Source organism: Pseudomonas sp. 05N36, from assembly GCF_056397385.1.
Window position 1 is genome coordinate 44,291 of record NZ_JBFTNH010000006.1, and the last position, 24,553, is coordinate 68,843.

The 24,553-nt window shown below is 59.5% G+C and carries 24 protein-coding genes and 1 tRNA gene; 16 read left to right on the top strand and 9 right to left on the bottom strand.

Annotated features, from left to right (window positions below; all coding sequences use genetic code 11):
* Positions 1 to 26: 26 nt before the first annotated feature.
* Positions 27 to 1,271 carry an MFS transporter gene (locus AC1DIH_RS10540; RefSeq protein ID WP_477771631.1) on the bottom strand — a complete coding sequence of 415 codons (1,245 nt, stop codon included), beginning with the start codon at positions 1,269 to 1,271 and terminating at the stop codon, positions 27 to 29.
* A 104-nt stretch (positions 1,272 to 1,375) separates the two neighbouring features.
* Between AC1DIH_RS10540 and AC1DIH_RS10545 the strand changes: the two genes are divergently transcribed.
* Positions 1,376 to 2,260 carry a LysR substrate-binding domain-containing protein gene (locus AC1DIH_RS10545; protein ID WP_477771632.1) on the top strand — a complete coding sequence of 295 codons (885 nt, stop codon included), beginning with the start codon at positions 1,376 to 1,378 and terminating at the stop codon, positions 2,258 to 2,260.
* 146 nt (positions 2,261 to 2,406) lie between these two features.
* On the opposite strand, the gene AC1DIH_RS10550 is transcribed toward AC1DIH_RS10545, so the two are convergent.
* The 5 genes from AC1DIH_RS10550 to AC1DIH_RS10570 form a co-directional block, all read right to left on the bottom strand.
* Complete coding sequence (locus AC1DIH_RS10550; RefSeq protein ID WP_477771633.1) at positions 2,407 to 2,865, bottom strand: hemerythrin domain-containing protein; 459 nt, start codon at positions 2,863 to 2,865, stop codon at positions 2,407 to 2,409.
* Between the two features lie 375 nt (positions 2,866 to 3,240).
* Positions 3,241 to 3,462 carry a formate dehydrogenase subunit delta gene (locus AC1DIH_RS10555; RefSeq protein ID WP_477771634.1) on the bottom strand — a complete coding sequence of 74 codons (222 nt, stop codon included), beginning with the start codon at positions 3,460 to 3,462 and terminating at the stop codon, positions 3,241 to 3,243.
* Positions 3,459 to 6,344, bottom strand: a complete 2,886-nt coding sequence (gene fdhF, locus AC1DIH_RS10560; RefSeq protein WP_477771635.1) for a formate dehydrogenase subunit alpha — start codon at positions 6,342 to 6,344, stop codon at positions 3,459 to 3,461. The genes AC1DIH_RS10555 and fdhF overlap by 4 nt, the downstream gene beginning before the upstream one ends.
* Positions 6,341 to 7,903 (bottom strand): formate dehydrogenase beta subunit, encoded by a 1,563-nt coding sequence (locus AC1DIH_RS10565; RefSeq protein ID WP_477771636.1) that lies wholly within the window; start codon positions 7,901 to 7,903, stop codon positions 6,341 to 6,343. Before AC1DIH_RS10565 ends, fdhF begins: the two co-directional genes overlap by 4 nt.
* Entirely contained in the window at positions 7,900 to 8,376 is a 477-nt protein-coding gene (locus AC1DIH_RS10570; RefSeq protein ID WP_054595777.1) for a formate dehydrogenase subunit gamma, read from the bottom strand. Before AC1DIH_RS10570 ends, AC1DIH_RS10565 begins: the two co-directional genes overlap by 4 nt.
* A gap of 670 nt (positions 8,377 to 9,046) precedes the next feature.
* Here AC1DIH_RS10570 and AC1DIH_RS10575 point away from each other — a divergent pair.
* The gene (locus AC1DIH_RS10575) at positions 9,047 to 9,793 is read left to right on the top strand and encodes a hypothetical protein (protein WP_477771637.1); all 747 of its coding nucleotides are present in this window, start codon (positions 9,047 to 9,049) and stop codon (positions 9,791 to 9,793) included.
* Between the two features lie 70 nt (positions 9,794 to 9,863).
* Here AC1DIH_RS10575 and AC1DIH_RS10580 read toward each other — a convergent pair whose 3' ends face one another.
* Both AC1DIH_RS10580 and AC1DIH_RS10585 read right to left on the bottom strand, forming a co-directional pair.
* Entirely contained in the window at positions 9,864 to 10,055 is a 192-nt protein-coding gene (locus tag AC1DIH_RS10580; protein WP_477771638.1) for an Arm DNA-binding domain-containing protein, read from the bottom strand.
* Positions 10,056 to 10,218: 163 nt separating this feature from the next.
* Positions 10,219 to 10,303: transfer RNA gene (locus AC1DIH_RS10585), tRNA-Leu, on the bottom strand.
* A gap of 107 nt (positions 10,304 to 10,410) precedes the next feature.
* On the opposite strand from AC1DIH_RS10585, the gene queA reads away from it, so the two are divergent.
* From queA to AC1DIH_RS10615, 6 genes are all read left to right on the top strand, one after another.
* Positions 10,411 to 11,460, top strand: coding sequence for a tRNA preQ1(34) S-adenosylmethionine ribosyltransferase-isomerase QueA (gene queA, locus AC1DIH_RS10590; protein ID WP_123582692.1), 1,050 nt, complete (start codon positions 10,411 to 10,413; stop codon positions 11,458 to 11,460).
* Positions 11,461 to 11,474: 14 nt separating this feature from the next.
* On the top strand, positions 11,475 to 12,590 hold the full coding sequence (tgt, locus tag AC1DIH_RS10595; protein ID WP_477771744.1) for a tRNA guanosine(34) transglycosylase Tgt: 1,116 nt from the start codon (positions 11,475 to 11,477) through the stop codon (positions 12,588 to 12,590).
* A 43-nt stretch (positions 12,591 to 12,633) separates the two neighbouring features.
* Positions 12,634 to 12,969: a preprotein translocase subunit YajC gene (gene yajC / locus AC1DIH_RS10600; RefSeq protein WP_019693477.1), complete on the top strand. Its 336-nt coding sequence runs from the start codon at positions 12,634 to 12,636 to the stop codon at positions 12,967 to 12,969.
* A gap of 63 nt (positions 12,970 to 13,032) precedes the next feature.
* Positions 13,033 to 14,901 carry a protein translocase subunit SecD gene (gene secD / locus AC1DIH_RS10605; RefSeq protein WP_477771639.1) on the top strand — a complete coding sequence of 623 codons (1,869 nt, stop codon included), beginning with the start codon at positions 13,033 to 13,035 and terminating at the stop codon, positions 14,899 to 14,901.
* A gap of 9 nt (positions 14,902 to 14,910) precedes the next feature.
* Positions 14,911 to 15,825, top strand: coding sequence for a protein translocase subunit SecF (gene secF, locus AC1DIH_RS10610; RefSeq protein ID WP_477771640.1), 915 nt, complete (start codon positions 14,911 to 14,913; stop codon positions 15,823 to 15,825).
* A gap of 118 nt (positions 15,826 to 15,943) precedes the next feature.
* Positions 15,944 to 16,498 carry a glycine zipper 2TM domain-containing protein gene (locus tag AC1DIH_RS10615; RefSeq protein ID WP_123582688.1) on the top strand — a complete coding sequence of 185 codons (555 nt, stop codon included), beginning with the start codon at positions 15,944 to 15,946 and terminating at the stop codon, positions 16,496 to 16,498.
* Between the two features lie 249 nt (positions 16,499 to 16,747).
* On the opposite strand, the gene suhB is transcribed toward AC1DIH_RS10615, so the two are convergent.
* Entirely contained in the window at positions 16,748 to 17,566 is an 819-nt protein-coding gene (suhB, locus tag AC1DIH_RS10620) for a type III secretion system regulator SuhB (protein ID WP_427543145.1), read from the bottom strand.
* A gap of 146 nt (positions 17,567 to 17,712) precedes the next feature.
* Here suhB and trmJ point away from each other — a divergent pair, with 146 nt between their 5' ends.
* The 8 genes from trmJ to hscA all read left to right on the top strand — a co-directional run bounded on the left by trmJ (position 17,713) and on the right by hscA (position 24,553).
* On the top strand, positions 17,713 to 18,483 hold the full coding sequence (trmJ, locus tag AC1DIH_RS10625) for a tRNA (cytosine(32)/uridine(32)-2'-O)-methyltransferase TrmJ (protein ID WP_347929010.1): 771 nt from the start codon (positions 17,713 to 17,715) through the stop codon (positions 18,481 to 18,483).
* Between the two features lie 2 nt (positions 18,484 to 18,485).
* Positions 18,486 to 19,262 (top strand): serine O-acetyltransferase, encoded by a 777-nt coding sequence (gene cysE, locus AC1DIH_RS10630; RefSeq protein WP_477771641.1) that lies wholly within the window; start codon positions 18,486 to 18,488, stop codon positions 19,260 to 19,262.
* Between the two features lie 251 nt (positions 19,263 to 19,513).
* Positions 19,514 to 20,005 (top strand): Fe-S cluster assembly transcriptional regulator IscR, encoded by a 492-nt coding sequence (gene iscR / locus AC1DIH_RS10635; RefSeq protein WP_019693470.1) that lies wholly within the window; start codon positions 19,514 to 19,516, stop codon positions 20,003 to 20,005.
* A gap of 50 nt (positions 20,006 to 20,055) precedes the next feature.
* Entirely contained in the window at positions 20,056 to 21,270 is a 1,215-nt protein-coding gene (locus tag AC1DIH_RS10640) for an IscS subfamily cysteine desulfurase (RefSeq protein ID WP_477771642.1), read from the top strand.
* Positions 21,271 to 21,364: 94 nt separating this feature from the next.
* Positions 21,365 to 21,751 (top strand): Fe-S cluster assembly scaffold IscU, encoded by a 387-nt coding sequence (iscU, locus tag AC1DIH_RS10645; RefSeq protein WP_003443374.1) that lies wholly within the window; start codon positions 21,365 to 21,367, stop codon positions 21,749 to 21,751.
* A gap of 34 nt (positions 21,752 to 21,785) precedes the next feature.
* Positions 21,786 to 22,109: an iron-sulfur cluster assembly protein IscA gene (gene iscA / locus AC1DIH_RS10650; RefSeq protein WP_477771643.1), complete on the top strand. Its 324-nt coding sequence runs from the start codon at positions 21,786 to 21,788 to the stop codon at positions 22,107 to 22,109.
* 8 nt (positions 22,110 to 22,117) lie between these two features.
* Positions 22,118 to 22,639: a co-chaperone HscB gene (gene hscB, locus AC1DIH_RS10655; RefSeq protein WP_054595799.1), complete on the top strand. Its 522-nt coding sequence runs from the start codon at positions 22,118 to 22,120 to the stop codon at positions 22,637 to 22,639.
* Between the two features lie 51 nt (positions 22,640 to 22,690).
* Positions 22,691 to 24,553 carry a Fe-S protein assembly chaperone HscA gene (hscA, locus tag AC1DIH_RS10660; RefSeq protein ID WP_477771644.1) on the top strand — a complete coding sequence of 621 codons (1,863 nt, stop codon included), beginning with the start codon at positions 22,691 to 22,693 and terminating at the stop codon, positions 24,551 to 24,553.

Consider the following 24,553-nt stretch of genomic DNA (forward strand, 5'->3'; position numbering starts at 1 on the left):
TCCATGGCGTTTCAGGGATAGCGATTTCAGGCCGAGCCAAATTCCAATGCATAGGCTTTTTCCTCGCGTGGAAAGAGCGGCACCGTCAACAGGGCACAAAAGGCCGCAGCCAGCCACACCACGCCCCATGAGAAATGAGTCATGAGGGCCGACGCAGCGATAGGGGTCGCGAACAGCACGACAAAGACGCAGGTATTGCCCATGGCCAGCGCCGTGCCTGCCCGACTGGCGCCTGCCAGTGTCGCGAGTTCGGTGTAAGCCACGCCGTGCCAGGCGGATACGCTGATCCCGGCGACTACCATCACGGCGATGATCAGGGCGCTGGCCAGCGGTGTTTCGCTCATTCCGTAAAAGCTGGCGGCCGATACCGTGCAGCCCAGAACCAAAAAGGTCAGGGCACTCAGCCATGCACAGGTTTTAAGGTAACTACGGCGGTTTTTGTTTTTATCGGTCCAGCGCCCGCTCCAGATTCTGCTGACGATCGCGCCGATCTGTATGACTGCCAACGTAGCGGAGACCAATGTGATGTTGATGTTGCCAAAGTCATGAAAGAACACGGCGGCATAAGTAAGAATGGCAAATTGCGGGGCGCAGAGCAGGCCGATGGCTAAAACGATTCGCCAGACTCTTGAGTCTTTCAGTGGGCTGGTTGTGGGCTCTTTACTCTGTTTTTTCGCCGCGTCGCTGGAGAAGTCCGGCTCATACAACCAGAACCAGGCACACAGGCAGGCGGTGAGACAGAAGATGGCAGAAGCACTGAATACTTCGACAAATCCATAGGTATGGGCAAGGTAGGGCAGCACGACCGCCCCTAAGGCATAACCTCCCGGAACCGCCGTTTGCCGAATGCTCATGGCCAACCCTCGTTCGCCCTCTTTGAACCAGGCCATGATGGCTCGACCACTGGCGCCGTTGACGCTGCTGCCCAGCAGACCCACCACGAACAGCCCAATGGCCAGCAACACAATCGTTGGCGCATACAAGGCCAGCATGGCCAGCCCAAGCAGCGCGATCCCGGAGGAGAGAAGTCCCGTCAGCAGCACAGGACGATCACCCCAGCGATCAGTCAATAACCCCCACGGGATCTCACTGACGGCAATACCGAGTCCCAAAATCCCCAAGACCAGCCCCAACTCGGCGTTATCGAGCTGATACGTTGCTCGCATATAAACCGCTGTCGCGGGTAGTCCACCCACGACACTGGAAAAGCTTGCGTTGGCAGCAACACCGACACCCAGCACTTTCCAGCGGTGACCGTTATCCACAGGCATAAGAATCCCACTCGTTGAATAGTTGTGGGCCAAAAGATTCTCATGCGGGTATCGTCTCGAATATCAAATTATTTTGTGTGTTCGTCCCGAAAAACAGGATTGTCATGAGGCCGGTAAATTTCGATCTAGATGCCATGCGCAGTTTCGTCACCGGGGTCGAACTGGGCAGCTTTGCCAAGGCGGCGCAAAAACTCGCGCGTTCGACTTCAGCCATCAGCGCCCAGTTGAAGAAACTGGAAGCCCAGGTGGGCTCAGCGCTTTTCAAAAAGGCAGGTCGCGGGCTTGCCCTGACTGATGCGGGAGAGGTGCTGCTCAATTACTCTCGGCGTCTTTTGAGTCTCAACGACGAGACCATCACGGCCGTCTCCGAGCTGAAGCTCAAGGGATGGGTACGCCTCGGGCTTCAGGAGGATCTCAGTAGCTTCTTGCCGACGGTGTTGGGCAGATTCGCCAGGGCTCATCCCGATGTTCGAGTGGAAGCCCGGATTGCGCGTAATGCTGACCTGCTAAGCCGGATTGAAAATGGCTCGCTCGATTTGGCGGTGGTGTGGGGTGACGTGCCGGACGTCGGATACCGGGAGCGGGTGGCGGAACTGCAAATGGAGTGGATCGGCTCTTCTCACCAGTACCTCGACTGGCGTATCGAATCAGGGACACCGCTGCCCATCATTGCGTTTGACGCGCCATGTCCTTTTCATTCGATGGCCACTGCGGCGCTGAATCGCGAGGGAATTCCCTGGCTGCAGTCGTTCACCAGTTCCAGCCTCAACGGTCTGTCAGCCGCGACCGAAGCCGGTTTGGGTTACACGATCAGGACAGCCTTGGGCTTGCAATCGGGGACCGAACTGTTGGCTGCCGGCGAACGCGGTTTGCCGCCTTTACCTTCCATAGCCTTGATGCTGCATCGAAGAGAGGCTAACCCTGATCCGCTGACCGAGCGTTTGTCGAATATCGTCATGCAGGCAATTCGAAGTGAAATTGTTTACTGAGCGATAAATTTCGAGCGTTAGTGTGATGTTCGTGTAAAACGGACATGAGAGGACAAACCACGGTTTCTCATATTCATTATCGTGGTCTGTCCCTGTATTTTCCTGCGTGATGGCTGCTATTGGTTGGACGTGGTTGGGCGCTCCAACTAATGCCACTGACTCTTTACTTCCTGCCACTGAGTATCAGACAGCCACTTATCTGCCATCGGGAAGAAGATGTTCTCCTCGGACTCCATATGATCATAGTATTTCTTGATATAGTCATCGATGGTATCAGCGATCACTTTCATTTCCTGAGTTGACTCTTCCAACGCCTTGAGTTGTCCAGCAATGCGCCCAAATGCCAGATGGTCGCGCTCGATATCCTTGACCCGTGGGTGGATCGGTGCCTCGGTCTCCAGCAAGGCCCGTCGGATAATCTCTTCATTTTCATGGTGATGCCGCTCTGCGTCGCCATGCAAGGCTTCCAGTTCCTGAAACAACAACGTGCGATCATCGGCATCGGCGGATTCATGCTTCATTTTTCCCAGTAATGCTTTGATCTGGGTAATTTTTTTAGCCACCTCATGATGATAGGTGTGCAGTTCATTCAACAGGTTGTTCATATAAAGTCCTCTCCGCTACACCAAAGCATCATGGAAAATTATTATTAATCACCAACTTCCAAGGGTGGCCATATATTAACTTCCATCGCGTCTAATGCCTCCACCCACAGCATTCATCACTGTGTACTAAACCTTTTTAGTATAGTCGGGCGCCCAATACTCACCCCGGGAAATGTGCAGCCCTTGGATGAATTTGAAATATCAGGTCAGTGTTGATATGCGTTATTTGATCGACTGCAGGGAAGGCTGCAAATAACAGGGGGACGGTGGTTTTTTTGAGGGGGGAAGAACGGGAGGCGTTATCAAGCGGAGCATGAGTTTGCCCCTTGGCCTGTCTTCACGGGCCAAGGGGCAATTCCAATGGATCAGGTGAACCTAAGCCTCCCAGCCCGCCCCACTGACTGCTGATTGCACCAGCGGGTGCAAGTCTGCGCCCTGATGCTCCGTTTGCCAGGCCAGCAATTCCTTGCGCATGCCGGGCGTCCAGTACATTTTCATATGATTACGCACGTCGAGCGCGGCTTGTTGCTGGTCCGGTTCGGTGGCGAAGTACTGGGCGATCTGGTTAGCCATTTTGATCAGGTTGGCAGTGCTCATCGGCGTACCTCGGCTTTTGCTCCGGCGCGTGCCGCACGACGTTCGTCGAGCAGGCGTTGCTGTTCGTCGCTGAACGCCTGATAGCGTTTTTGCCACTCGGAAGGGTGGTAGACGCGGCTGACTTCCACGGCGGTGACCTTGTACTCCGGACAGTTGGTGGCCCAGTCGGAGTTGTCGGTGGTGATGACGTTGGCCCCCGATTCCGGGAAGTGGAAGGTGGTGTACACCACGCCCGGGGCGACCCGTTCGGTGATCCGCGCACGCAGGACAGTTTGTCCGGCGCGGCTGCCGATGCCAACCCAGTCACCTTCGTTGATGCCACGGCTCTCGGCGTCGGTCGGGTGGATTTCCAGGCGGTCTTCGTCGTGCCAGGCGACGTTTTCGGTACGCCGGGTCTGGGCGCCAACGTTGTACTGGCTGAGGATCCGCCCGGTGGTCAGCAGCAGAGGATAGCGGCTGTTGACCTTTTCCTCGGTGGGCACGTAGCCGGTGAGCATGAAGCGTCCTTTTCCGCGCACGAATTCGTCGATGTGCATGGTTGGCGTGCCGTCCGGTGCCTCGGCGTTGCACGGCCATTGCAGGCTGCCGTGGCGTTCCAGTTCGGCGTAGCTGACGTTGGTGAAGGTCGGCGTCAGGCTGGCGATTTCATCCATGATTTGCGACGGATGCTGGTAGTTCATCGGGTAACCGAGCGCGTTGGCGAGAGCCACCGTGCCTTCCCAGTCGGCCTTGCCGCCCAGCGGTTCCATGACCTTACGCACTCGGGAGATGCGCCGCTCGGCGTTGGTGAAGGTGCCGTCTTTCTCCAGGAACGAAGCGCCCGGCAGGAACACGTGGGCGAATTTGGCGGTTTCGTTGAGGAAAATGTCCTGCACCACGATGCATTCCATGGCCGACAGGGCTGCGGTGACGTGCTGGGTATTGGGGTCGCTCTGGGCGATGTCTTCGCCCTGGCAATACAGGCCCTTGAAGCTGCCGGCCAGGGCCGACTCGAACATGTTGGGAATGCGCAGGCCCGGATCGGGTTGCAGCGTAACGTTCCAGGCCTGTTCGAACTGCGCTCGAATCACCTCGTTGGAGATGTGCCGGTAGCCGGGCAACTCGTGCGGGAAGGAGCCCATGTCGCAGGAGCCCTGAACGTTGTTCTGCCCACGCAGCGGGTTCACGCCCACGCCTTCGCGGCCAATATTGCCAGTGACCATGGCCAGGTTGGCGATGCCCATGACCGCGGTGCTGCCCTGGCTGTGTTCGGTAACGCCGAGGCCGTAGTAGATCGCCGCATTGCCACCGGTGGCATACAGCCGGGCGGCGGCGCGGATGTCGGCAGCGGCGACGCCGCAGATGTCGCCAAGAACTTCCGGCGAGTTTTCCGGGCGGCTGACGAACGCCTTCCACTGGGCGAAATCGTTGCCTTCGCAACGGGCGTCGATAAAGTCCTGGTTGAGCAGGCCTTCGGTGACGATGACGTGGGCCAGGGCGTTGAGCATGGCGACGTTGGTGCCCGGGCGCAGGGCCAGGTGCAGTTCGGCGCGGGCATGCACCGTGTCCACCAGGTCAATGCGGCGTGGGTCGATGACGATCAACCGCGCGCCTTCACGCAGGCGGCGCTTGAGCTGGGAGGCGAACACCGGGTGGGCGTCGCTCGGGTTAGCGCCCATCACCAGGATCACGTCGGCCTGCATCACCGAGTCGAAGCTCTGGGTGCCGGCGGACTCGCCCAGGGTTTGTTTCAGGCCATAGCCGGTCGGCGAGTGGCAGACCCGCGCACAGGTGTCGACGTTGTTGTTGCCGAACGCGGCGCGCACCAGTTTTTGCACCAGGTAGGTTTCTTCGTTGGTGCAGCGGCTGGAGGTGATGCCACCAATGGAATCGCGACCGTATTTTTGTTGCAGGCGACGGAATTCGCTGGCGGCGTAGGTCACCGCTTCATCCCAGCTGACTTCCTGCCAAGGGTCGTTGATGTGCTTGCGGATCATCGGCTTGGTGATGCGATCCGGGTGGGTCGCGTAGCCCCAGGCAAAGCGCCCTTTGACGCACGAGTGGCCGTGGTTGGCCTGGCCGTTCTTGTCGGGGACCATGCGCACGACCTGGTCGCCTTTCATCTCGGCGCGGAACGAGCAGCCCACGCCGCAATAGGCGCAGGTGGTGATCACGCTGTGTTCGGGCTGACCCAGCTCGACCACGCTTTTTTCCATCAGCGTCGCGGTCGGGCAGGCTTGTACACACGCGCCGCAGGACACGCATTCCGAGTCGAGGAAGTTCTCGCCACCGGCGGCCGCGACCCGGGATTCGAAACCGCGCCCGGTAATGGTCAGGGCAAAGGTGCCCTGGGTTTCTTCGCAGGCGCGCACGCAGCGGTTGCAGACGATGCACTTGCTCGGGTCGTAGTCGAAGTAGGGGTTGGAGGTGTCCTTCTGGTCGTCCAGATGGTTCTCGCCTTCATAGCCGTAACGCACTTCCCGCAGGCCGACCTGGCCGGCGACGGTTTGCAGCTCGCAGTTGCCGTTGGCCGAACAGGTCAGGCAGTCCAGCGGGTGATCGGAGATGTACAGCTCCATGACGTTGCGGCGCAGGGTCGCGAGCTTTGGCGTCTGGGTGTGCACGCTCATGCCTTCGCTGACCGGCGTGGTGCAGGACGCCGGGTAGCCGCGCATGCCGTCGATCTCGACCAGGCACATGCGGCACGAGCCGAAGGCTTCCAGGCTGTCGGTGGCACACAGTTTGGGAATGGTGGTGCCGAGCATTGCGGCGGCGCGCATCACCGAAGTGCCTTCGGGCACGCTGATGCTTTGGCCGTCGATGTTCAGGGTTATCTGCACTTCGCTGTGGCGAGCCGGGGTGCCCAGATCGATATCGGTGTTCGGGTCGAAGAGAGTGATCATTGGTCGGCCTCCGAGGCTTGCAGACCGAAGTCAGCGGGGAAGTACTTGAGGGCGCTGACCACTGGATAGGAAGTCATGCCGCCCAGCGCGCACAGCGAACCGTACTGCAGGGTGTCGCACAGGTCCTTGAGGATGATCACCTGTTCATCGCGACTGCTCTGGTCCGGCGCGGCCAGCAGGCGGTCGATCACTTCCACGCCGCGGGTCGAGCCGATACGGCAAGGGGTGCATTTGCCACAGGATTCCTCGGCGCAGAACTGCATGGCGAAACGCGCCATGTGGGCCATGTCGAGGCTGTCGTCAGCGACCACCACACCACCGTGACCGAGCATGGCGCCGATGGCGGCGAACGCTTCGTAATCCAGCGGCGTGTCGAATTGCCCCGGTGGCACCCAGGCGCCGAGGGGACCGCCAACCTGTGCGGCTTTCAGCGGTCGGCCACTGGCGGTACCGCCGCCGTACTCTTCCACCAGTTCGCGCAGGGTCAGGCCAAAGGCCCGCTCTACCAAACCGCCGTGACGAACATTGCCCGCCAGCTGGAAGGGCATGGTGCCCAGCGAACGGCCCATGCCGTAATCGCGATAGAACTGCGCGCCCTTGGCCAGAATCATCGGCACCGAGGCCAGCGTCAGCACGTTGTGCACCAGGGTCGGCAGGCCGAACAGGCCCTGCAACGCCGGGATCGGTGGCTTGGCGCGGACGATCCCGCGCTTGCCTTCGAGCGAGTCGAGCAACGCGGTTTCTTCACCGCAAATGTAAGCGCCGGCACCGACCCGCACTTCCATGTCGAAGGCCAGGCCGCTGCCGCCGACATTGGCGCCGAGGTAACCGGCGGACCGGGCGATATCTAATGCCGCGCGCAGCGTGGTCACAGCCCGTGGATATTCCGAGCGCACATAGATGTAACCGTAGCTGGCGCCGACGGTGATGCCGGCAATGGCCATGCCTTCGATCAGCAGGAAGGGGTCGCCTTCCATCAACATACGGTCGGCAAAAGTGCCGGAGTCGCCTTCGTCGGCGTTGCACACAATGTATTTCTGTGCCGCCTGAGTGCCACGCACCGTGCGCCATTTGATGCCGGCCGGGAACGCCGCACCGCCACGGCCACGCAGGCCCGAATCGAACACGGCGGTCGCGGTTTGCTCGCCGCCCAGGGCGATGGCCTGGGTCAAACCCTCGAAACCGCCATGGGCGCGGTAATCGTCCAGCGACAGCGGCCGGGTAATGCCGGCGCGGGCGAACAGCAGGCGTTGTTGCGTCTTCAGGTAAGGCAATTCTTCCACCAGGCCCAAGGCCAGTGGATGGGCGGACGGCTCGCCTTGCAGCGCATCGAGCACCGATGGCACATCGGCCGCGGTCAGCGGGCCGAAGCCGATACGGCCTTGCGGGCTGTCCACTTCCAGCAGCGGTTCCAGCCAGTACAGGCCGCGCGAGCTGGTGCGTTGCAACTCCAGAGGCACAAAGCGTCCCCGGGCATGGGTGATAAGAGCTGCCGCAACCTCTTCGGCACCCACGGCACGGGCCAGCGAATCACGGGACAGATAGAAAGCCGGCATCATGCGTCCTCCAGGCAAGCGTCGAGCAGGGCATCCAGGCGCTCGGCGCTGAGGCGCGCATGCACCTGACCATCCAGCTCAAGGGCCGGCGAGCAGGCGCAGGCGCCGAGGCAATACACCGGGCGCAGGCTGATGCTGCCGTCGGCACTGCTGCCGTGGTCGTCCAGTTGCAGGCGTTCACGCAATTGCGCCGCGAGCTGCTCGGCACCGCGGCTCTGGCAGGACTCGGCCCGGCACAGACGCAGGATATGCCGCGCCGGAGGGGCGGTGCGGAAGTCATGGTAGAAGCTGATCACCCCGCGAACCTCGGCCTGACTCAGGTTCAGCGCATGGGCAATCTCGGGGACGGCGGCATCGGGGATGTAACCGATGCCCTCCTGAATATCATGAAGGATCGGCAACAGCGCGCCGGGCGAACCCTTGTGGCGCTCCAGCAGGTTGTTGACCATAGACAGGTGCAACATCTCATCAGGCATACAGCATTCCTCACGATCACGGGCAAACCAGGTGGTTGTCGGTTGTCCGAAAGTGTCGGCTGCGGCAGTCACGCCACGTCACGGTATCGTGGCATTTTCAGGCCGTTGGCCAGGCACCCTGAGCGGGCATCTTGTTGGGCCCGGTACGGTCTTCGCCGCACCTCTTCAGGGCATATAGGGCAGCTTGCCACGCCGCCTTTGAATCATCTGCACGAAAGCGACGTGTTCGGTTCTTTCTACGACTACCCGTTAAGTCTAGAAGAGTGTGGCCGAAGGCGCCGTCTCTGGAGGGGATTTATGCCTTTTTGCTTTAGAGGTTATGCAAAAAGGATTGCAGGCGGGGAAGGTGATGGCCGAGTTCACCGGGAGGCATTCACGGTGGAAACTTCGAAACGGATTTCTCAGCATTCGCTCCGACCCGAATACTGAACCCCCCGAAAACTCAGGGCTAACAATCCCTGTCAGACCACCGCAATCCCTGTGGGAGCGGGCTTGCCCGCGAAGGCGCCAGACCAGCCACCACCAATGCTGAATCCCCAACCATCATCCCAAGCAGTCCACCCCCACAAACATCACACCTCACCAACGGAAGGTCTGTCCCCTTTTCTGCTAGCGAAATGGCAAAATAGTAGCGTCGCGCCACTTTTTTCATCTTTGTAACGGACTACGCATGCTCACTCTCGCTCCAGCCTCGCGTCTGTTCTGCGCGATCACTTTCGCCGTCGTGATGACCCCGGCGCTCGCCGACTGGGAAGAAACCCCGGAATACGCCTGGAAGACCTACCTCTCCGATTGCCAGCAATTACAGCGGGCAGTGACCGATGTGCAGAACGGGCGCCAGACGGCCAAGGATGTCTTGCCCACTATCGAGAGTTATCTGCGAACCTTTACTGTACATCGCAAGAATCTCGCCCAGCAAAGCCTCGGCTCCCCCGATTACGCCCGCTGCGAAAGCGTCATCCCCCAAGCGCAAGACATAGCGGCCAAGGGCAGTGCTGAATACGGCGAGGAAATAGATCAGCATTTGCAGCAAGCCCAGACCGAACACCTGAACTCCTCGGAATACAAGCGTGCTCGCTCTCTGGGCTTCAGCGACGTCGGCGAAATCGGGGCCCTCGACCAGCACGCCGAGCTGGATGGCGAAGCGAATCTGAAGACCTTGATGATCACAGTCGATTTTGGTTGCGGCCGCCATTTCCGCGCCGCGTATTACGCCAAACCCTATGTGATCTACACCGTCCGTCGTTCGGATGGCAGCTGCGGCGTCTATAAGCACGTCGCAGTGCTGGGCGGCGAAATGGTGGAGCGAGGCGATTACATTGATGAGGAAGGGGTTTTTCAGTACGTGGGGTGGAAGCAATTGGCCGGACCGGAAGGATTTCCCATCGACGTTCGAGTCGTAAAGGCGCTGAAGTAACCTGCAGGGATTTTCTTCAGGCGGAAGATGGACAGATGATCGACTTCAACAACAAAGGGCTTCTTCAAAGTCAATCAGCACGATGAATATGCGGATACACGCCCAGTGACATGCGCGCCGGTCGGCCCTGATAGGTGTACCGGAAGTGCCAGTACTTGCTGCCGTTGGGTTTCACCAGCAGGGCAAGACCCGAACTATCACCCAACGTGTATTGCTTGTCGGCCGGCTTGGAGGCTTTGATTTGCAAGGCAGTGAGGGGCATGGCTGTACACCTCCGGTTCTCGAACTGGAATATGTACAGAAAATGTACCAAAAAGAGCCTGGCTGGCAAGGGATGGGGATGGAACCCCAGAGACCAAAAAGCCCGCAGTTAGCGGGCTCTAGGGGTGTTGCGTAGACGTCCTTGGACGTCTATGTACATCAAATGGTGCCCCGAGGGAGACTCGAACTCCCACTCCTTTCGAAAACGGATTTTGAATCCGCCGCGTCTACCAATTCCGCCATCAGGGCTCAATGGCGGCGAAGTATAGAGATGAGATAACCGTCGGTCAATCAGGTACATGGAGAATTTTCACTATTTCCGCTAGACTTCCCGGCCCTGCTAGACGAACCCCATCATGCGCGTTGCTGACTTTACTTTCGAACTCCCTGATTCGCTGATCGCTCGCCACCCTTTGGCTGAGCGGCGCGGCAGTCGCCTGTTGACCCTGGATGGGGTCAGCGGCGCTCTGGCGCACCGTCAATTCACTGATTTGCTTGAGCATTTGCGCCCGGGCGACTTGATGGTGTTCAACAATACCCGGGTGATTCCGGCGCGGCTGTTTGGCCAGAAAGCTTCCGGCGGCAAGCTGGAAATTCTGGTCGAGCGGGTGCTCGACAGTCATCGCGTGCTGGCCCATGTGCGTTCCAGCAAATCGCCGAAGCCGGGTTCGACGATCCTCATCGACGGAGGTGGCGAAGCGCAAATGCTCGCGCGTCATGATGCGTTGTTCGAACTGGGGTTCGCCGAAGAAGTGCTGCCGCTGCTCGACCGCGTCGGGCACATGCCGTTGCCTCCTTATATAGACCGCCCGGACGAAGGCTCGGACCGCGAGCGTTATCAGACGGTCTACGCCGAGCGTTTGGGCGCGGTGGCGGCGCCGACGGCGGGGCTGCATTTCGATCAGCCGTTGCTCGAGGCGATTGCCGCCAAGGGTATCGAGACGGCGTTCGTGACCTTGCACGTAGGCGCTGGCACCTTTCAGCCGGTGCGGGTCGAGAAGATCGAAGATCACCACATGCACAGTGAATGGCTGGAAGTCGGCCAGGACGTGGTGGATGCGGTTGCTGCATGCCGTGCGCGGGGTGGGCGCGTGGTGGCGGTGGGGACCACCAGCGTGCGTTCGCTGGAAAGCGCGGCCCGCGATGGCGTGCTCAAGCCGTTTAGCGGCGACACCGATATCTTTATCTACCCAGGCCGGCCGTTCCATGTGGTCGATGCCCTGGTGACCAACTTTCATTTGCCCGAATCCACGCTGTTGATGCTGGTTTCGGCGTTCGCCGGTTATCCCGAGACCATGGCCGCCTACAAGGCCGCCGTCGAGCATGGATACCGCTTTTTCAGCTACGGTGATGCGATGTTCATCACCCGTAATCCCGCACCGCGCGGCCCTGAGGATCAAGCATGAGTCGCACCAGTCGTATGTCTTTCGAATTGCTGGCCACTGACGGCAAGGCTCGCCGTGGTCGCCTGACGTTCCCGCGTGGCACCGTCGAAACCCCAGTCTTCATGCCGGTCGGCACTTATGGCACGGTCAAGGGCATGTTGCCGCGGGATATCGAGGCGACCGGCGCCGAGATCATTCTGGGCAACACCTTTCACCTGTGGCTGCGTCCTGGCACCGAAGTGATCAAGAAGCACGGCGACCTGCACGATTTCATGCAGTGGAAAGGCCCGATTCTGACCGACTCCGGCGGTTTCCAGGTGTTCAGCCTGGGCGCCATGCGCAAGATCAAGGAGGAGGGCGTGACCTTCGCTTCTCCGGTGGATGGCGCGAAAGTGTTCATGGGCCCGGAAGAGTCGATGCAGGTTCAGCGCGACCTGGGCTCCGACATCGTGATGATTTTCGACGAATGCACGCCGTACCCGGCCGATGAAGATGTGGCGCGGGTGTCCATGGAATTGTCGTTGCGCTGGGCCCAGCGTTCGAAAAACGCCCATGGCGACAACACGGCGGCGCTGTTCGGTATCGTTCAGGGCGGCATGCACCAGGACCTGCGCATGCGCTCCCTGGAAGGCCTCGACAAGATTGGTTTTGATGGCCTGGCCATCGGCGGTCTGTCGGTGGGCGAGCCCAAGCACGAGATGATCAAGGTCCTGGATTATCTGCCAGGCCAGATGCCGGCTGACAAACCTCGTTACCTTATGGGCGTTGGCAAACCGGAAGACTTGGTTGAGGGTGTGCGCCGCGGTGTGGACATGTTCGATTGCGTGATGCCAACCCGTAATGCCCGCAATGGGCACTTGTTCATTGATACTGGTGTGCTGAAGATCCGTAACGCGTTTCATCGCCATGATGATTCGCCGCTCGATCCGACCTGCGATTGCTATACCTGCCAGAACTTCTCCCGTGCTTATCTGCACCATCTGGACAAGTGTGGAGAAATGCTGGGTAGCATGTTGAATACCATCCACAATTTGCGCCATTACCAGGTACTTATGGCTGGTTTGCGCGAGGCTATTCAACAGGGTACATTGGCCGCCTTTGTCGATGCCTTCTACGCCAAACGCGGGTTACCCGTACCGCCTTTGGACTGAGTTTTCTGACCCCAAGATTCAACATTTGCAACTGGAGTGCTAAATGAGCTTTTTTATCTCTAATGCCATGGCTGATGCTGGTGCCCCTGCAGCAGGCCCAATGGGCGGCGGCTTTGAGTGGATTTTCCTGGTCGGCTTCCTGGTCATCTTCTACCTGATGATCTGGCGTCCACAGGCCAAGCGCGCCAAAGAGCAGAAGAACCTGCTGAGCAGCTTGCAGAAAGGCGACGAAGTTGTGACCACCGGTGGTATTGCCGGCAAGATCACTAAAGTGGCAGATGATTTCGTTGTTCTGGAAGTTTCCGACACTGTCGAAATGAAATTCCAAAAGGGCGCCATTGCCGCCACGCTGCCAAAAGGCACGCTAAAAGCGATCTAAGTTTCAACTTCTACTCAATCGACGGGGCGCGCAAGGCGCCCCGCGTCATAAGCGGGCGGCGTGATGCTGAACAAATACCCTCTGTGGAAATACATTCTGATCCTGGCGGTGCTGGCGGTCGGTCTGATTTATTCCGCTCCCAATCTTTATCCTGACGATCCGGCCATTCAGGTCAGCGGTGCAAGCACTGCGCTGCAGGTCAATCAGGCTGATCTGGATCGCGTGAGCAAAGCGCTCAACGATGCCGGGATCAACGTCAAGGCGGCCACTCTGTCGGCCAATGGCAAGGGCGGTTTGTTGCGCCTGACCAAGGCGGAAGACCAACTGCCAGCCAAAGACGTCGTGCGCAAGGCGCTGGGTGATGACTACGTCGTCGCACTGAACCTGGCACAAACCACCCCGCAATGGCTGCGCACTGTCGGCGCGCATCCGATGAAGCTGGGTCTGGACTTGTCCGGTGGTGTGCACTTCCTGCTTGAAGTGGACATGGAAAAAGCCCTCGACGCCCGCCTGAAAGTCTATGAAGGCGACGTCAAGAGCCTGCTGCGTAAAGAGAAACTGCGCTATCGCAGCCTGCCGCAGATCAATGGCGCCATTCAGCTGGGTTTCAGTGATGAAGCTGCCCGTGAAGATGCTCGTGCGCTGATCCGCAAGAACTTCAACGATTTCGACATTGTTCCGGCCGACCTCAATGGCCAACCGGTACTGCGTCTGGCGATGACCCCGGCCAAGCTGGCGGAAATCCGCGAATACTCCATCAAGCAGAACTTGACCACGGTGCGTAACCGCGTCAACGAGCTGGGTGTTGCCGAACCGATCGTTCAACGTCAGGGTGCCAACCGCATCGTGGTTGAGCTGCCAGGCGTGCAAGACACTGCCGAAGCCAAGCGTATCCTCGGCAAGACGGCCAACCTGGAGTTCCGTCTGGCAGCTGAGCCGGGTGCTTCGAAAGCCACTTCCGAGACCTTCGAGTTCCGTGAGGGCAAGCGTCCTCCTGCGCAAATCGAGCGTGGCCTGATCATCACTGGCGACCAGGTGACTGACGCCAAGGCTGGTTTCGGTGAGCACGGTACGCCGGAAGTGAACATTCGTCTGGACGGTCACGGCGGTGAGCTGATGAACCGTGCGACGCGCTCCAACGTCGGTCGCAGCATGGCGGTGATCTTCATCGAGCAACGCCCGGTGACGACTTACGTCAAGCAGATGGTCAACGGCGTCGAGAAAGACGTGCCGGTCCAGAGCTTCAAGGAAGAGAAAAAGATCATCAGCCTGGCGACCATTCAGTCGCCGCTGGGTGCTCAGTTCCGCATCACGGGCCTGAACGGTCAGGGCGAGTCCTCGGAGCTGGCCTTGCTGCTGCGCGCCGGTGGCCTGGCGGCACCGATGTACTTTGCTGAAGAACGCACCATCGGTCCAAGCCTGGGTGCTGACAACATCACCAAGGGTATCGATGCGTCGCTGTGGGGCATGCTGTTCGTTTCGCTGTTCATCATGGCCATCTACCGCTTCTTCGGCGTGATCGCCACGGTTGCGCTGGCGGTGAACATGGTGCTGCTGCTGGCCTTGATGTCGCTGCTGGGGGCAACGCTGACCCTGCCGGGTATCGCCGGTATCGTATTGACCATGGGTATGGCGGTCGACGCCAACGTACTGATCTTCTCGCGGATACGTGAAGAGATCGCGGCCGGCATGACCGTGCAGCGGGCAATCAACGAAGGCTTCGGCCGGGCATTCACCGCGATTCTCGACGCCAACCTGACCACTCTGTTGGTCGGCGGCATCCTCTTCGCCATGGGCACCGGCCCGGTGAAGGGCTTCGCAGTGACCATGTCCCTCGGGATCTTTACCTCGATGTTCACGGCCATCATGGTGACCCGCGCGATGGTCAACCTGATCTTCGGCGGTCGTGACTTCAAGAAGTTGTGGATTTAAGGGGCTGCCATGTTACGTACTATCAACTTCATGGGCGTTCGCAACGTTGCGTTCGGCGTCACATTGTTCCTTACCGCTCTGGCGTTGTTCAGCTGCTTCCACAAGGGCATGAACTACGGTCTGGACTTCACCGGCGGTACGCTCATCGAGCTGACCTACGAGCGTCCGGCCGACGTCTTGAAAGTTCGTTCCCAGCTGACTGAGGCGGGTTATCACGAAGCGATCGTTCAGAGCTTCGGCGCCACCACCGATTTGCTGGTGCGCATGCCTGGCGAAGACCCGCAATTGGGTCACCAGGTCGCTGAGGCACTGCAGAAAGTCGGCGGCGACAACCCGGCTGTGGTCAAGCGCGTCGAGTTCGTCGGTCCGCAGGTGGGTGAAGAGCTGCGCGACCAGGGCGGCCTCGGCATGCTGATGGCGCTGGGCGGTATCCTGATCTACCTGGCTTTCGGCTTTCAGTGGAAGTTCGCGGTCGGTGCAATCGTTTCGCTGATCCACGACGTGATCGTGACTGTCGGTATCCTGTCGTTCTTCCAGGTCACCTTCGACCTGACGGTACTGGCGGCGGTGCTGGCGATCATCGGCTACTCGCTCAACGACACCATTGTGGTATTCGACCGGGTTCGTGAGAACTTCCGGGTGCTGCGCAAGGCAACGCTGATCGAGAACATCAACATCTCGACCACCCAAACCCTGCTGCGGACCATGGCGACGTCGATCTCCACCTTGCTGGCGATCTCTGCGCTGCTGTTCTTCGGTGGTGACAACCTGTTCGGTTTCTCTATCGCGCTGTTTATCGGTGTTCTGGCGGGTACTTACTCGTCGATCTACATCGCCAACGTGGTGCTGATCTGGCTGAACCTGAGCAGCGAGGACCTGATTCCTCCGGCCAATACCGAGAAGGAAGTGGACGACCGTCCTTGAGGCGTTATTTCCTCTCGTTATAACAAGAAGGCGCGAGTATTGAACTCGCGCCTTTTTTTATGCTCCAACGTTGGGAGAAGCGCGGGCATGTCCCGCATGTGATGGTCAGGAGGTTCAAGTGAACAAGTCGTTACTGGTTGGTGCGGTATTGGGTGCTGTCGGTGTCACTGCCGGAGGCGCTGTTGCCACCTACAGCCTGGTAAAAAGCGGCGGACCTGAGTATGCGCAAGTACTGGCGGTAGAGCCGGTCAAAACACAGATCAAGACTCCGCGTGAAGTGTGCAGGGATGTGCCTGTGACCCGGCAGGCGCCGGTGAAGGATGAGCATCAGATCCTCGGTACGGTGATCGGTGCGGTCGGCGGTGGTTTGTTGGGCAACATGGTCGGTGGCGGTAATGGCAAGAAGCTCGCCACGGTGGCGGGTGCGGTTGGCGGTGGTTATGCCGGTAACAAGGTGCAAGAGCGCATGCAGAACGGTGATACCACCACCACGATGCAAAGACGTTGCGAGACGGTCAATGACCTCAGCGACAAGCTCGTAGGCTATGACGTTCGGTATTCGCTGGGCGGCAAGGAAGGTAAAGTGCGGATGGATCGTGATCCGGGCAACCAGATTCCGGTCGACAAGGATGGTCATCTGATCCTCGGTCAGAACCAGCCCGCTCAGAAATAAGCTGAATGCCAGACTCAAAAAAGCACCCGAAAGGGTGCTTTTTTTATACCCCGAATTTATGCGCCGCCACCCATCCCCTGTGGGAGCGAGCCTGCTCGCGATGACCGTCTAACATTCAACATTGACGCTGGCTGACATACCGCTATCGCGAGCAGGCTCGCTCCCACGTTGGGGGTGTGGTGTTTGTGGGGGGGGGCAAATTTCAGGCATAAAAAAGCACCCCGGAGGGTGCTTTTTTGTGCCTGGCGCTTAGCGTTTCAGCGAGGCTGGCAGGTGCGGCTGGATGGCCGTCAGTACTGCCTTGAAGCATTTGGTGTTGCCGGCAACGACGTGGCCTTTTTCAAGGAAGTCGTGACCGCCGGTGAAGTCGCTCACCAGGCCGCCAGCTTCCTGGATCAGCAGGGCGCCTGCCGCCATGTCCCACTCGGACAGGCCCGACTCCCAGAAGGCGTCGAAACGGCCGGCAGCGACGTAAGCCAGGTCCAGGCTCGCTGCGCCAGCGCGGCGGATGCCGGCGGTCTGGCCAACCAGGGCGCGGAACATGCCCAGGTAGTTGTCGAGGTTGTCCATCTGGTCGTCACGGAACGGGAAGCCGGTACCCAGCAGGGCGCCGTCCAGGCTGGTGCGACCGCTGACGCGCAGGCGACGACCGTTCAGTTGAGCGCCGCGACCACGGCTGGCGGTGAATTCTTCCTGGCGAACCGGGTCCAGAACAACAGCGTGCTCCAGGCGACCGCGGTATTTGCAGGCGATGCTGACAGCGAAGTGAGGAATGCCGCGCAGGAAGTTGGTGGTGCCGTCCAGTGGATCGATGATCCACAGGTATTCTTCGCCTTCGATCCCGGAGCCGGCGTGCATGCCGGTCTCTTCACCCATGATCGAATGATTCGGGTAAGCCTTGCGCAGTGCGTCGATGATTTTCTGTTCGGCAGCGCGATCCACTTCGGACACGTAGTCCTTGGCGTCTTTTTCGTCGACCTTGATGGTATCCAGGCGCTCGATGGAGCGGAAAATCAATTCACTGGCGCTGCGGGCGGCGCGCAGCGCGATATTCAGCATGGGCTGCATGGATGTGTCACCTAAGGTTGTTAAAGAAAGCCGAGCATTCTATCAGAAAGTTTCTACAGGTGAAGGTCGACGTTCGCTTTCATAGCTTAACGGTAGGAGGAACTGTAAGATTTGCTCCCTAATTTCCCTGTCAGAGAGCGCCTCCCTTGCTGCAGAACATTCGTGTCGTCCTGGTCAATACCAGCCATCCGGGGAATATCGGCGGGGCTGCGCGTGCCATGAAGAACATGGGCCTGTCGCGACTGGTGCTGGTCGAGCCGCGGTTGTTCCCGCACCACGAAGCCGATGCGCGAGCTTCCGGTGCCGGTGACATCCTGGAAAGCGCCCAAGTCGTCGCCACGCTGGAAGATGCGCTGGTCGGCTGCAACCTGGTGCTGGGCACCAGCGCCCGTGATCGTCGTATCCCTTGGCCGCTGCTCGATCCCCGTGAATGCGGGACGAAAGTGGTTGAGGAAGCAGCGCAAGGCGCCGAGATTGCGTTGGTCTTTGGTCGTGAAGATTCCGGCCTGACCAATGAAGAGCTGCAGCGATGTCATTATCACGTGCACATTCCATCAGACCCTGAGTTCAGTTCGCTGAACCTCGGGGCAGCGGTGCAGGTGTTGAGCTATGAAGTGCGCATGTCCTGGCTGGCGGCCCAAGGTCAGCCAAGCAAGATCGAGAAGGAAGAAGTGGCGTCGACCAAGAGCGGCGAGCTGGCGACCATGGATGAGCTTGAGCGATTCTATGAGCACCTGGAGCAGACGCTGGTGGCCATCGAGTTTCTCGATCCGGAAAAGCCGCGGCACTTGATGGCGCGCCTGCGTCGATTGTACGGACGAAGCTCGGTCAGCCGGGCGGAAATGAATATTTTGCGTGGCATCCTCACGGAAACCCAGAAAGCGGCCCGTGGCGAGCTTCTTAAACGGAAGGATTAATGATGTTCGAGCGTTTGCGTGAAGATATCCAGAGCGTTTTCCACCGTGACCCGGCGGCACGTAATGCGTTTGAGGTGTTGACCTGCTACCCGGGCATGCACGCTATCTGGATTCATCGCCTGTCGTCGGCGTTATGGGGCATGGGCTGGAAATGGCTGGCGCGACTGGTGTCGAACTTCGGTCGCTGGTTGACCGGGATCGAAATTCATCCGGGTGCCAAGGTCGGCCGTCGCTTCTTTATTGACCATGGCATGGGCATTGTCATCGGCGAAACCGCTGAAATCGGCAATGACGTGACGCTGTATCAGGGCGTGACCCTCGGCGGTACCAGCTGGAACAAAGGCAAGCGCCACCCGACGCTGGAAGATGGCGTAGTGGTAGGCGCTGGCGCCAAGGTGTTGGGGCCGTTCACCGTGGGGGCGGGGGCCAAGGTGGGCTCCAATGCGGTGGTGACCAAGGCTGTGCCGGCAGGGGCGACAGTGGTCGGGATTCCGGGGCGGATTATCGTCAAGTCCGATGATGAGCTGGAAGCCAAGCGCAAGGCCATGGCCGAGAAGATTGGTTTTGATGCCTACGGCGTCGGTGAAGACATGCCAGACCCGGTGGCGCGAGCCATCGGTCAGTTGCTGGATCACCTGCAAGCGGTCGATGGTCGACTGGAAGACATGTGCGGCGCGCTCAAGGACCTGGGCAGCCCTTACTGTGCCAAGGACTTGCCCGAGCTGCGCGAAGAAGACTTCGCCTGCGTAAAAGGCAAGGATGAAAGCCAGGCCAGCTGAATCGGGTTGGCCCAATCGCGAGCAGGCTCGCTCCCACACTGGATCTCTGGTGTTGCGCAGATCAAGTGTGGGAGCGAGCCTGCTCGCGATGAACGATAACGCGCATTTGCTGGTCGATCACCGCCAGCCTTTGCTATAGTGCGCGCGCTCTTTTGCGGGTAAACCTGACTAAAGTACTAGGTCTTATAGTTGACTTGAATACTCGGGAATTGCATACTCGCCCCCATCCCGTAACTCCGTGGTAATTGTCCATGCGACTGACTACAAAAGGCCGATACGCTGTCACCGCCATGCTTGACCTGGCGTTGCACGCGCAACATGGCCCGGTGTCCCTGGCCGATATCTCTGAGCGCCAAGGCATTTCCCTGTCCTACCTCGAACAGCTCTTCGCCAAATTGCGCCGCAGCAATCTGGTTTCCAGTGTCCGTGGACCAGGCGGTGGCTACCAGCTATCGCGTGACATGCAGGGCATCCAGGTCGCTCAGGTGATCGATGCGGTAAACGAATCGGTCGACGCAACCAAATGCCAGGGACTGGGTGATTGCCATGGCGGCGACACCTGTCTGACCCACCACTTGTGGTGTGATCTGAGCCTGCAAATCCACGAATTTCTGAGCGGTATCAGCTTGGCTGACCTTGTCACTCGCCGTGAAGTGCAAGAAGTAGCCCAGCGTCAGGACCAGCGTCGTTGCAACAGCAAGACACCGCGTCTGGACAAGATTGAAGCGTCCGCCGTCGAATGACAGCCAAAGAGCTAGCGGCACGCCAGCCAGCCTGAATTAGGAGAGAGTCCATGAAATTGCCGATTTACCTTGATTACTCTGCGACCACCCCGGTTGATCCGCGTGTCGCGCAAAAGATGAGTGAATGCCTGCTGGTCGACGGAAACTTCGGTAACCCGGCGTCCCGCTCCCACGTGTTCGGCTGGAAAGCCGAAGAGTCGGTCGAAAACGCTCGCCGCCAGKTCGCCGACCTGGTCAACGCCGACCCGCGTGAAATCGTCTGGACCTCCGGTGCCACCGAGTCCGACAACCTGGCAATCAAGGGTGTCGCGCATTTCTATGGCAGTAAAGGCAAGCACCTGATCACCACCAAGATCGAACACAAGGCGGTCCTCGACACCATGCGCCAACTGGAGCGCGAAGGTTTCGAAGTCACCTACCTCGATCCTCGTGAAGACGGTCTGGTAACGCCTGAAATGATCGAAGCCGCGCTGCGCGATGACACCATCCTGGTGTCGGTCATGCACGTGAACAACGAAATCGGCACCATCAACGACATCGCAGCCATCGGCGAACTGACCCGTTCCAAGGGCATCCTGTTCCACGTCGACGCTGCGCAGTCCACTGGCAAGGTCGAGATCGACCTGCAGAAGCTGAAAGTCGACCTGATGTCCTTCTCGGCCCACAAGACCTACGGCCCTAAAGGCATCGGCGCGCTGTACGTCAGCCGCAAGCCGCGTGTTCGCCTTGAAGCGACCATGCACGGCGGCGGTCACGAGCGCGGCATGCGTTCCGGCACCCTGGCCACTCACCAGATCGTTGGCATGGGCGAAGCGTTCCGTGTAGCCAAGGAAGACATGGCTAGCGAAAACGTTCGGATCAAAGCCCTGAGCGACCGTTTCTTCAAGCAGGTCGAAGGCCTCGAAGAACTGTACGTCAACGGCAGCCTGACCGCCCGCGTTCCGCACAACCTGAACCTGAGCTTCAACTACGTTGAAGGCGAGTCGCTGATCATGGCGCTCAAGGACCTGGCGGTATCGTCCGGTTCGGCCTGCACCTCGGCGTCGCTTGAGCCTTCGTACGTACTGCGCGCCCTGGGCCGCAACGACGAACTGGCACACAGCTCGATTCGCTTCACCTTCGGCCGCTTCACCACCGAAGAAGAAATCGATTATGCCGCGCAGAAAGTCTGCGAGGCCGTCACCAAGCTGCGCGCTCTGTCGCCGCTGTGGGACATGTACAAAGACGGCGTCGACATTTCGAAAATCGAGTGGGCGGCACACTAACGAATTAAGTCGCCGCACACGGGCTCTGTAACCCTGTTGAAAAGTTGGCTTGCAGGGCCCGAAGAGCGACTCTCTGATGAGTGAGGATTGAATCATGGCTTACAGCGAAAAGGTCATCGACCACTACGAGAACCCGCGCAACGTCGGCAAGATGGACGCGGAAGATCCTGATGTCGGCACCGGCATGGTCGGCGCTCCGGCGTGCGGCGACGTTATGCGCCTGCAAATCAAGGTCAACGAGCAAGGCATCATCGAAGACGCCAAGTTCAAGACCTACGGCTGCGGCTCTGCGATTGCTTCCAGCTCCCTCGCTACCGAGTGGATGAAGGGCAAGACCCTGGACGAAGCAGAGACCATCAAGAACACCCAGCTGGCTGAAGAACTGGCCTTGCCGCCAGTGAAAATCCACTGCTCGGTACTCGCTGAAGACGCCATCAAGGCTGCCGTTCGCGATTACAAGCAGAAGAAAGGCTTGATCTGACTTTCAAGTATTGGCGACGAGTAAGGAGTCACCGATGGCTATCAGCATGACAGAAGCGGCTGCTCAACACGTGCGACGCTCCCTCGACGGGCGCGGCAAGGGTGATGGGATTCGTCTGGGTGTTCGCACCACGGGCTGTTCCGGCCTTGCCTACGTGCTGGAGTTTGTCGATGAGGTGGGGGAAGACGATCAGGTCTTCGTCAGCCACGGCGAGAAAGTGATCATCGATCCAAAAAGCCTGGCGTACCTGGACGGCACCGAGCTCGATTTCGTCAAGGAAGGGTTGAACGAAGGCTTCAAGTTCAACAATCCCAACGTGCGCGGTGAATGTGGCTGCGGCGAAAGCTTCAACATCTGAGGCTGCTCGTGGGTACTCCTTGTCATTTCGCATTATTTGAGCTGCAACCGAGCTTCAATCTGGATCTCGATCAGCTGGCTACGCGCTACCGTGAGTTGGCGCGCGGCGTTCATCCAGACCGCTTTGCTGACGCTTCCGAGCGTGAGCAACGGCTGGCGCTAGAGCAATCCGCGAGCCTCAACGAGGCCTACCAGACGCTCAAAAGTCCCCCCAAGCGCGCGCGTTACCTGCTCGCCATGGGTGGTCGCGAGCTGCCGCTGGAGGTCACGGTGCATGATCCGGAATTTCTTCTGCAGCAGATGCAATGGCGCGAAGAGCTCGAAGACCTGCAAGACAGTGCCGACCTGGCCGGGATTGTGGTGTTCAAGCGCCGCCTGAAAGTCGCTCAGGATGTATTGAACGAAAGCTTCGCAGCTTGCTGGAATGATGCAGTGCAGCGTGAACAGGCCGAACGCCTGATGCGGCGCATGCAGTTCCTCGACAAGCTCACCTACGAAGTGCGCCAGTTAGAAGAGCGCCTCGACGATTAACCCAGTGCCGCCTCGGTCGCACGCCTGATATACAGATAAGTCCTGATAACGATGGCCCTACTGCAGATCGCCGAACCCGGCCAAAGTCCTCAACCGCACCAGCGTCGTCTGGCTGTGGGGATCGACTTGGGCACTACCAATTCGCTGGTCGCTGCGTTGCGCAGTGGTCTTTCCGAGCCACTGGCCGACGCTGACGGGCAGGTCATCCTGCCGTCTGCGGTGCGCTATCACGCTGACCGTGTCGAGGTCGGCGAGTCCGCCAAGCTGGCAGCCGCTACCGATCCGCTGAACACGGTGTTGTCGGTCAAGCGCTTGATGGGTCGTGGTCTGTCCGACGTCAAGCAATTGGGCGAGCAACTGCCGTACCGCTTTGTCGATGGCGAGTCGCACATGCCGTTCATCGACACCGTGCAAGGGCCGAAAAGCCCGGTCGAAGTTTCCGCCGATATCCTCAAGGTGCTGCGTCAGCGCGCCGAGTTGACGCTGGGCGGCGAACTGGTTGGCGCGGTGATCACCGTTCCGGCTTACTTCGATGACGCACAGCGCCAGGCAACCAAGGATGCGGCCAAGCTGGCCGGCCTGAACGTGCTGCGTTTGCTCAACGAGCCAACCGCTGCGGCGGTGGCTTACGGTCTGGATCAACATGCTGAAGGCCTGGTTGCCATTTACGACCTGGGCGGCGGCACTTTCGATATTTCGATTCTGCGTCTGACCGGCGGTGTGTTTGAAGTACTGGCGACCGGTGGCGACAGCGCCCTGGGCGGCGATGACTTCGACCACGCGATTGCTGGCTGGATCATCGAGAGCGCGGGCCTGTCCGCCGACCTCGATCCGGGTGCGCAGCGTCATCTGCTGCAAACCGCCTGCGCGGCTAAAGAAGCGCTGACTAATGTAGCGAGCGTTGAAGTTGCTTATGGCGAGTGGAAAGCCGAACTGACCCGTGAAGCTTTCGATGCGCTGATCGAGCCGATGGTCGCTCGCAGCCTGAAAGCCTGCCGTCGCGCCGTGCGTGATTCCGGTATCGAACTGGAAGACGTGCACGCAGTGGTGATGGTCGGCGGTTCGACCCGCGTACCGCGTGTTCGCAACGCCGTAGCCGAGGCCTTTGGTCGTCAGCCGCTGACCGAGATCGATCCGGATCAAGTGGTGGCCATTGGTGCTGCGATCCAGGCCGATACCTTGGCGGGCAACAAGCGCGATGGCGGCGAACTATTGCTGCTCGACGTGATTCCGTTGTCCCTGGGGCTGGAAACCATGGGCGGTCTGATGGAGAAGGTGATTCCGCGTAACACCACCATCCCGGTTGCCCGCGCTCAGGACTTCACGACTTATAAAGACGGCCAGTCGGCCATGATGATTCATGTGCTGCAGGGCGAACGCGAGCTGATCAGCGATTGCCGTTCCCTGGCGCGCTTCGAATTGCGCGGCATTCCGGCGATGGTGGCGGGTGCGGCGAAGATTCGCGTGACCTTCCAGGTCGATGCCGATGGCTTGCTCAGCGTGGCCGCCCGCGAATTGGGTTCGGGTGTCGAGGCGAGCATTCAGGTCAAGCCGTCCTACGGCCTGACCGACGGTGAAATCGCCCGCATGCTCAAGGATTCGTTCCAGCACGCCAACGACGACAAGGTCGCCCGCGTACTGCGTGAACAGCAGGTCGATGCCCAGCGTTTGATCGAAGCGGTGCAGGGCGCCCTCGATGTCGACGGCGAGCGCCTGCTCGACGCCGAAGAACGCATGGTCATCGAGTTGCAGATGCAGGAACTGACCGAATTGATGAAAGGCACCGATGGTTACGCCATCGAGCAACAGACCAAGCGTCTGTCGCAAGTGACCGATGCCTTTGCTGCCCGCCGCCTGGACTCGACGGTGAAAGCCGCTCTGGCGGGGCGCAACCTGAATGAAATCGAGGAATAA

Excerpts from the sequence above, each read along its gene's own strand:
- AC1DIH_RS10540 (WP_477771631.1), bottom strand. The coding sequence starts at position 1,271 with ATGCCTGTGGATAACGGTCACCGCTGGAAAGTGCTGGGTGTCGGTGTT.
- AC1DIH_RS10545 (WP_477771632.1), top strand. The coding sequence starts at position 1,376 with ATGAGGCCGGTAAATTTCGATCTAGATGCCATGCGCAGTTTCGTCACC.
- AC1DIH_RS10550 (WP_477771633.1), bottom strand. The coding sequence starts at position 2,865 with ATGAACAACCTGTTGAATGAACTGCACACCTATCATCATGAGGTGGCT.
- AC1DIH_RS10555 (WP_477771634.1), bottom strand. The coding sequence starts at position 3,462 with ATGAGCACTGCCAACCTGATCAAAATGGCTAACCAGATCGCCCAGTAC.
- fdhF (WP_477771635.1), bottom strand. The coding sequence starts at position 6,344 with ATGATCACTCTCTTCGACCCGAACACCGATATCGATCTGGGCACCCCG.
- AC1DIH_RS10565 (WP_477771636.1), bottom strand. The coding sequence starts at position 7,903 with ATGATGCCGGCTTTCTATCTGTCCCGTGATTCGCTGGCCCGTGCCGTG.
- AC1DIH_RS10570 (WP_054595777.1), bottom strand. The coding sequence starts at position 8,376 with ATGCCTGATGAGATGTTGCACCTGTCTATGGTCAACAACCTGCTGGAG.
- AC1DIH_RS10575 (WP_477771637.1), top strand. The coding sequence starts at position 9,047 with ATGCTCACTCTCGCTCCAGCCTCGCGTCTGTTCTGCGCGATCACTTTC.
- AC1DIH_RS10580 (WP_477771638.1), bottom strand. The coding sequence starts at position 10,055 with ATGCCCCTCACTGCCTTGCAAATCAAAGCCTCCAAGCCGGCCGACAAG.
- queA (WP_123582692.1), top strand. The coding sequence starts at position 10,411 with ATGCGCGTTGCTGACTTTACTTTCGAACTCCCTGATTCGCTGATCGCT.
- tgt (WP_477771744.1), top strand. The coding sequence starts at position 11,475 with ATGTCTTTCGAATTGCTGGCCACTGACGGCAAGGCTCGCCGTGGTCGC.
- yajC (WP_019693477.1), top strand. The coding sequence starts at position 12,634 with ATGAGCTTTTTTATCTCTAATGCCATGGCTGATGCTGGTGCCCCTGCA.
- secD (WP_477771639.1), top strand. The coding sequence starts at position 13,033 with ATGCTGAACAAATACCCTCTGTGGAAATACATTCTGATCCTGGCGGTG.
- secF (WP_477771640.1), top strand. The coding sequence starts at position 14,911 with ATGTTACGTACTATCAACTTCATGGGCGTTCGCAACGTTGCGTTCGGC.
- suhB (WP_427543145.1), bottom strand. The coding sequence starts at position 17,566 with ATGCAGCCCATGCTGAATATCGCGCTGCGCGCCGCCCGCAGCGCCAGT.
- cysE (WP_477771641.1), top strand. The coding sequence starts at position 18,486 with ATGTTCGAGCGTTTGCGTGAAGATATCCAGAGCGTTTTCCACCGTGAC.
- iscR (WP_019693470.1), top strand. The coding sequence starts at position 19,514 with ATGCGACTGACTACAAAAGGCCGATACGCTGTCACCGCCATGCTTGAC.
- iscU (WP_003443374.1), top strand. The coding sequence starts at position 21,365 with ATGGCTTACAGCGAAAAGGTCATCGACCACTACGAGAACCCGCGCAAC.
- iscA (WP_477771643.1), top strand. The coding sequence starts at position 21,786 with ATGGCTATCAGCATGACAGAAGCGGCTGCTCAACACGTGCGACGCTCC.
- hscA (WP_477771644.1), top strand. The coding sequence starts at position 22,691 with ATGGCCCTACTGCAGATCGCCGAACCCGGCCAAAGTCCTCAACCGCAC.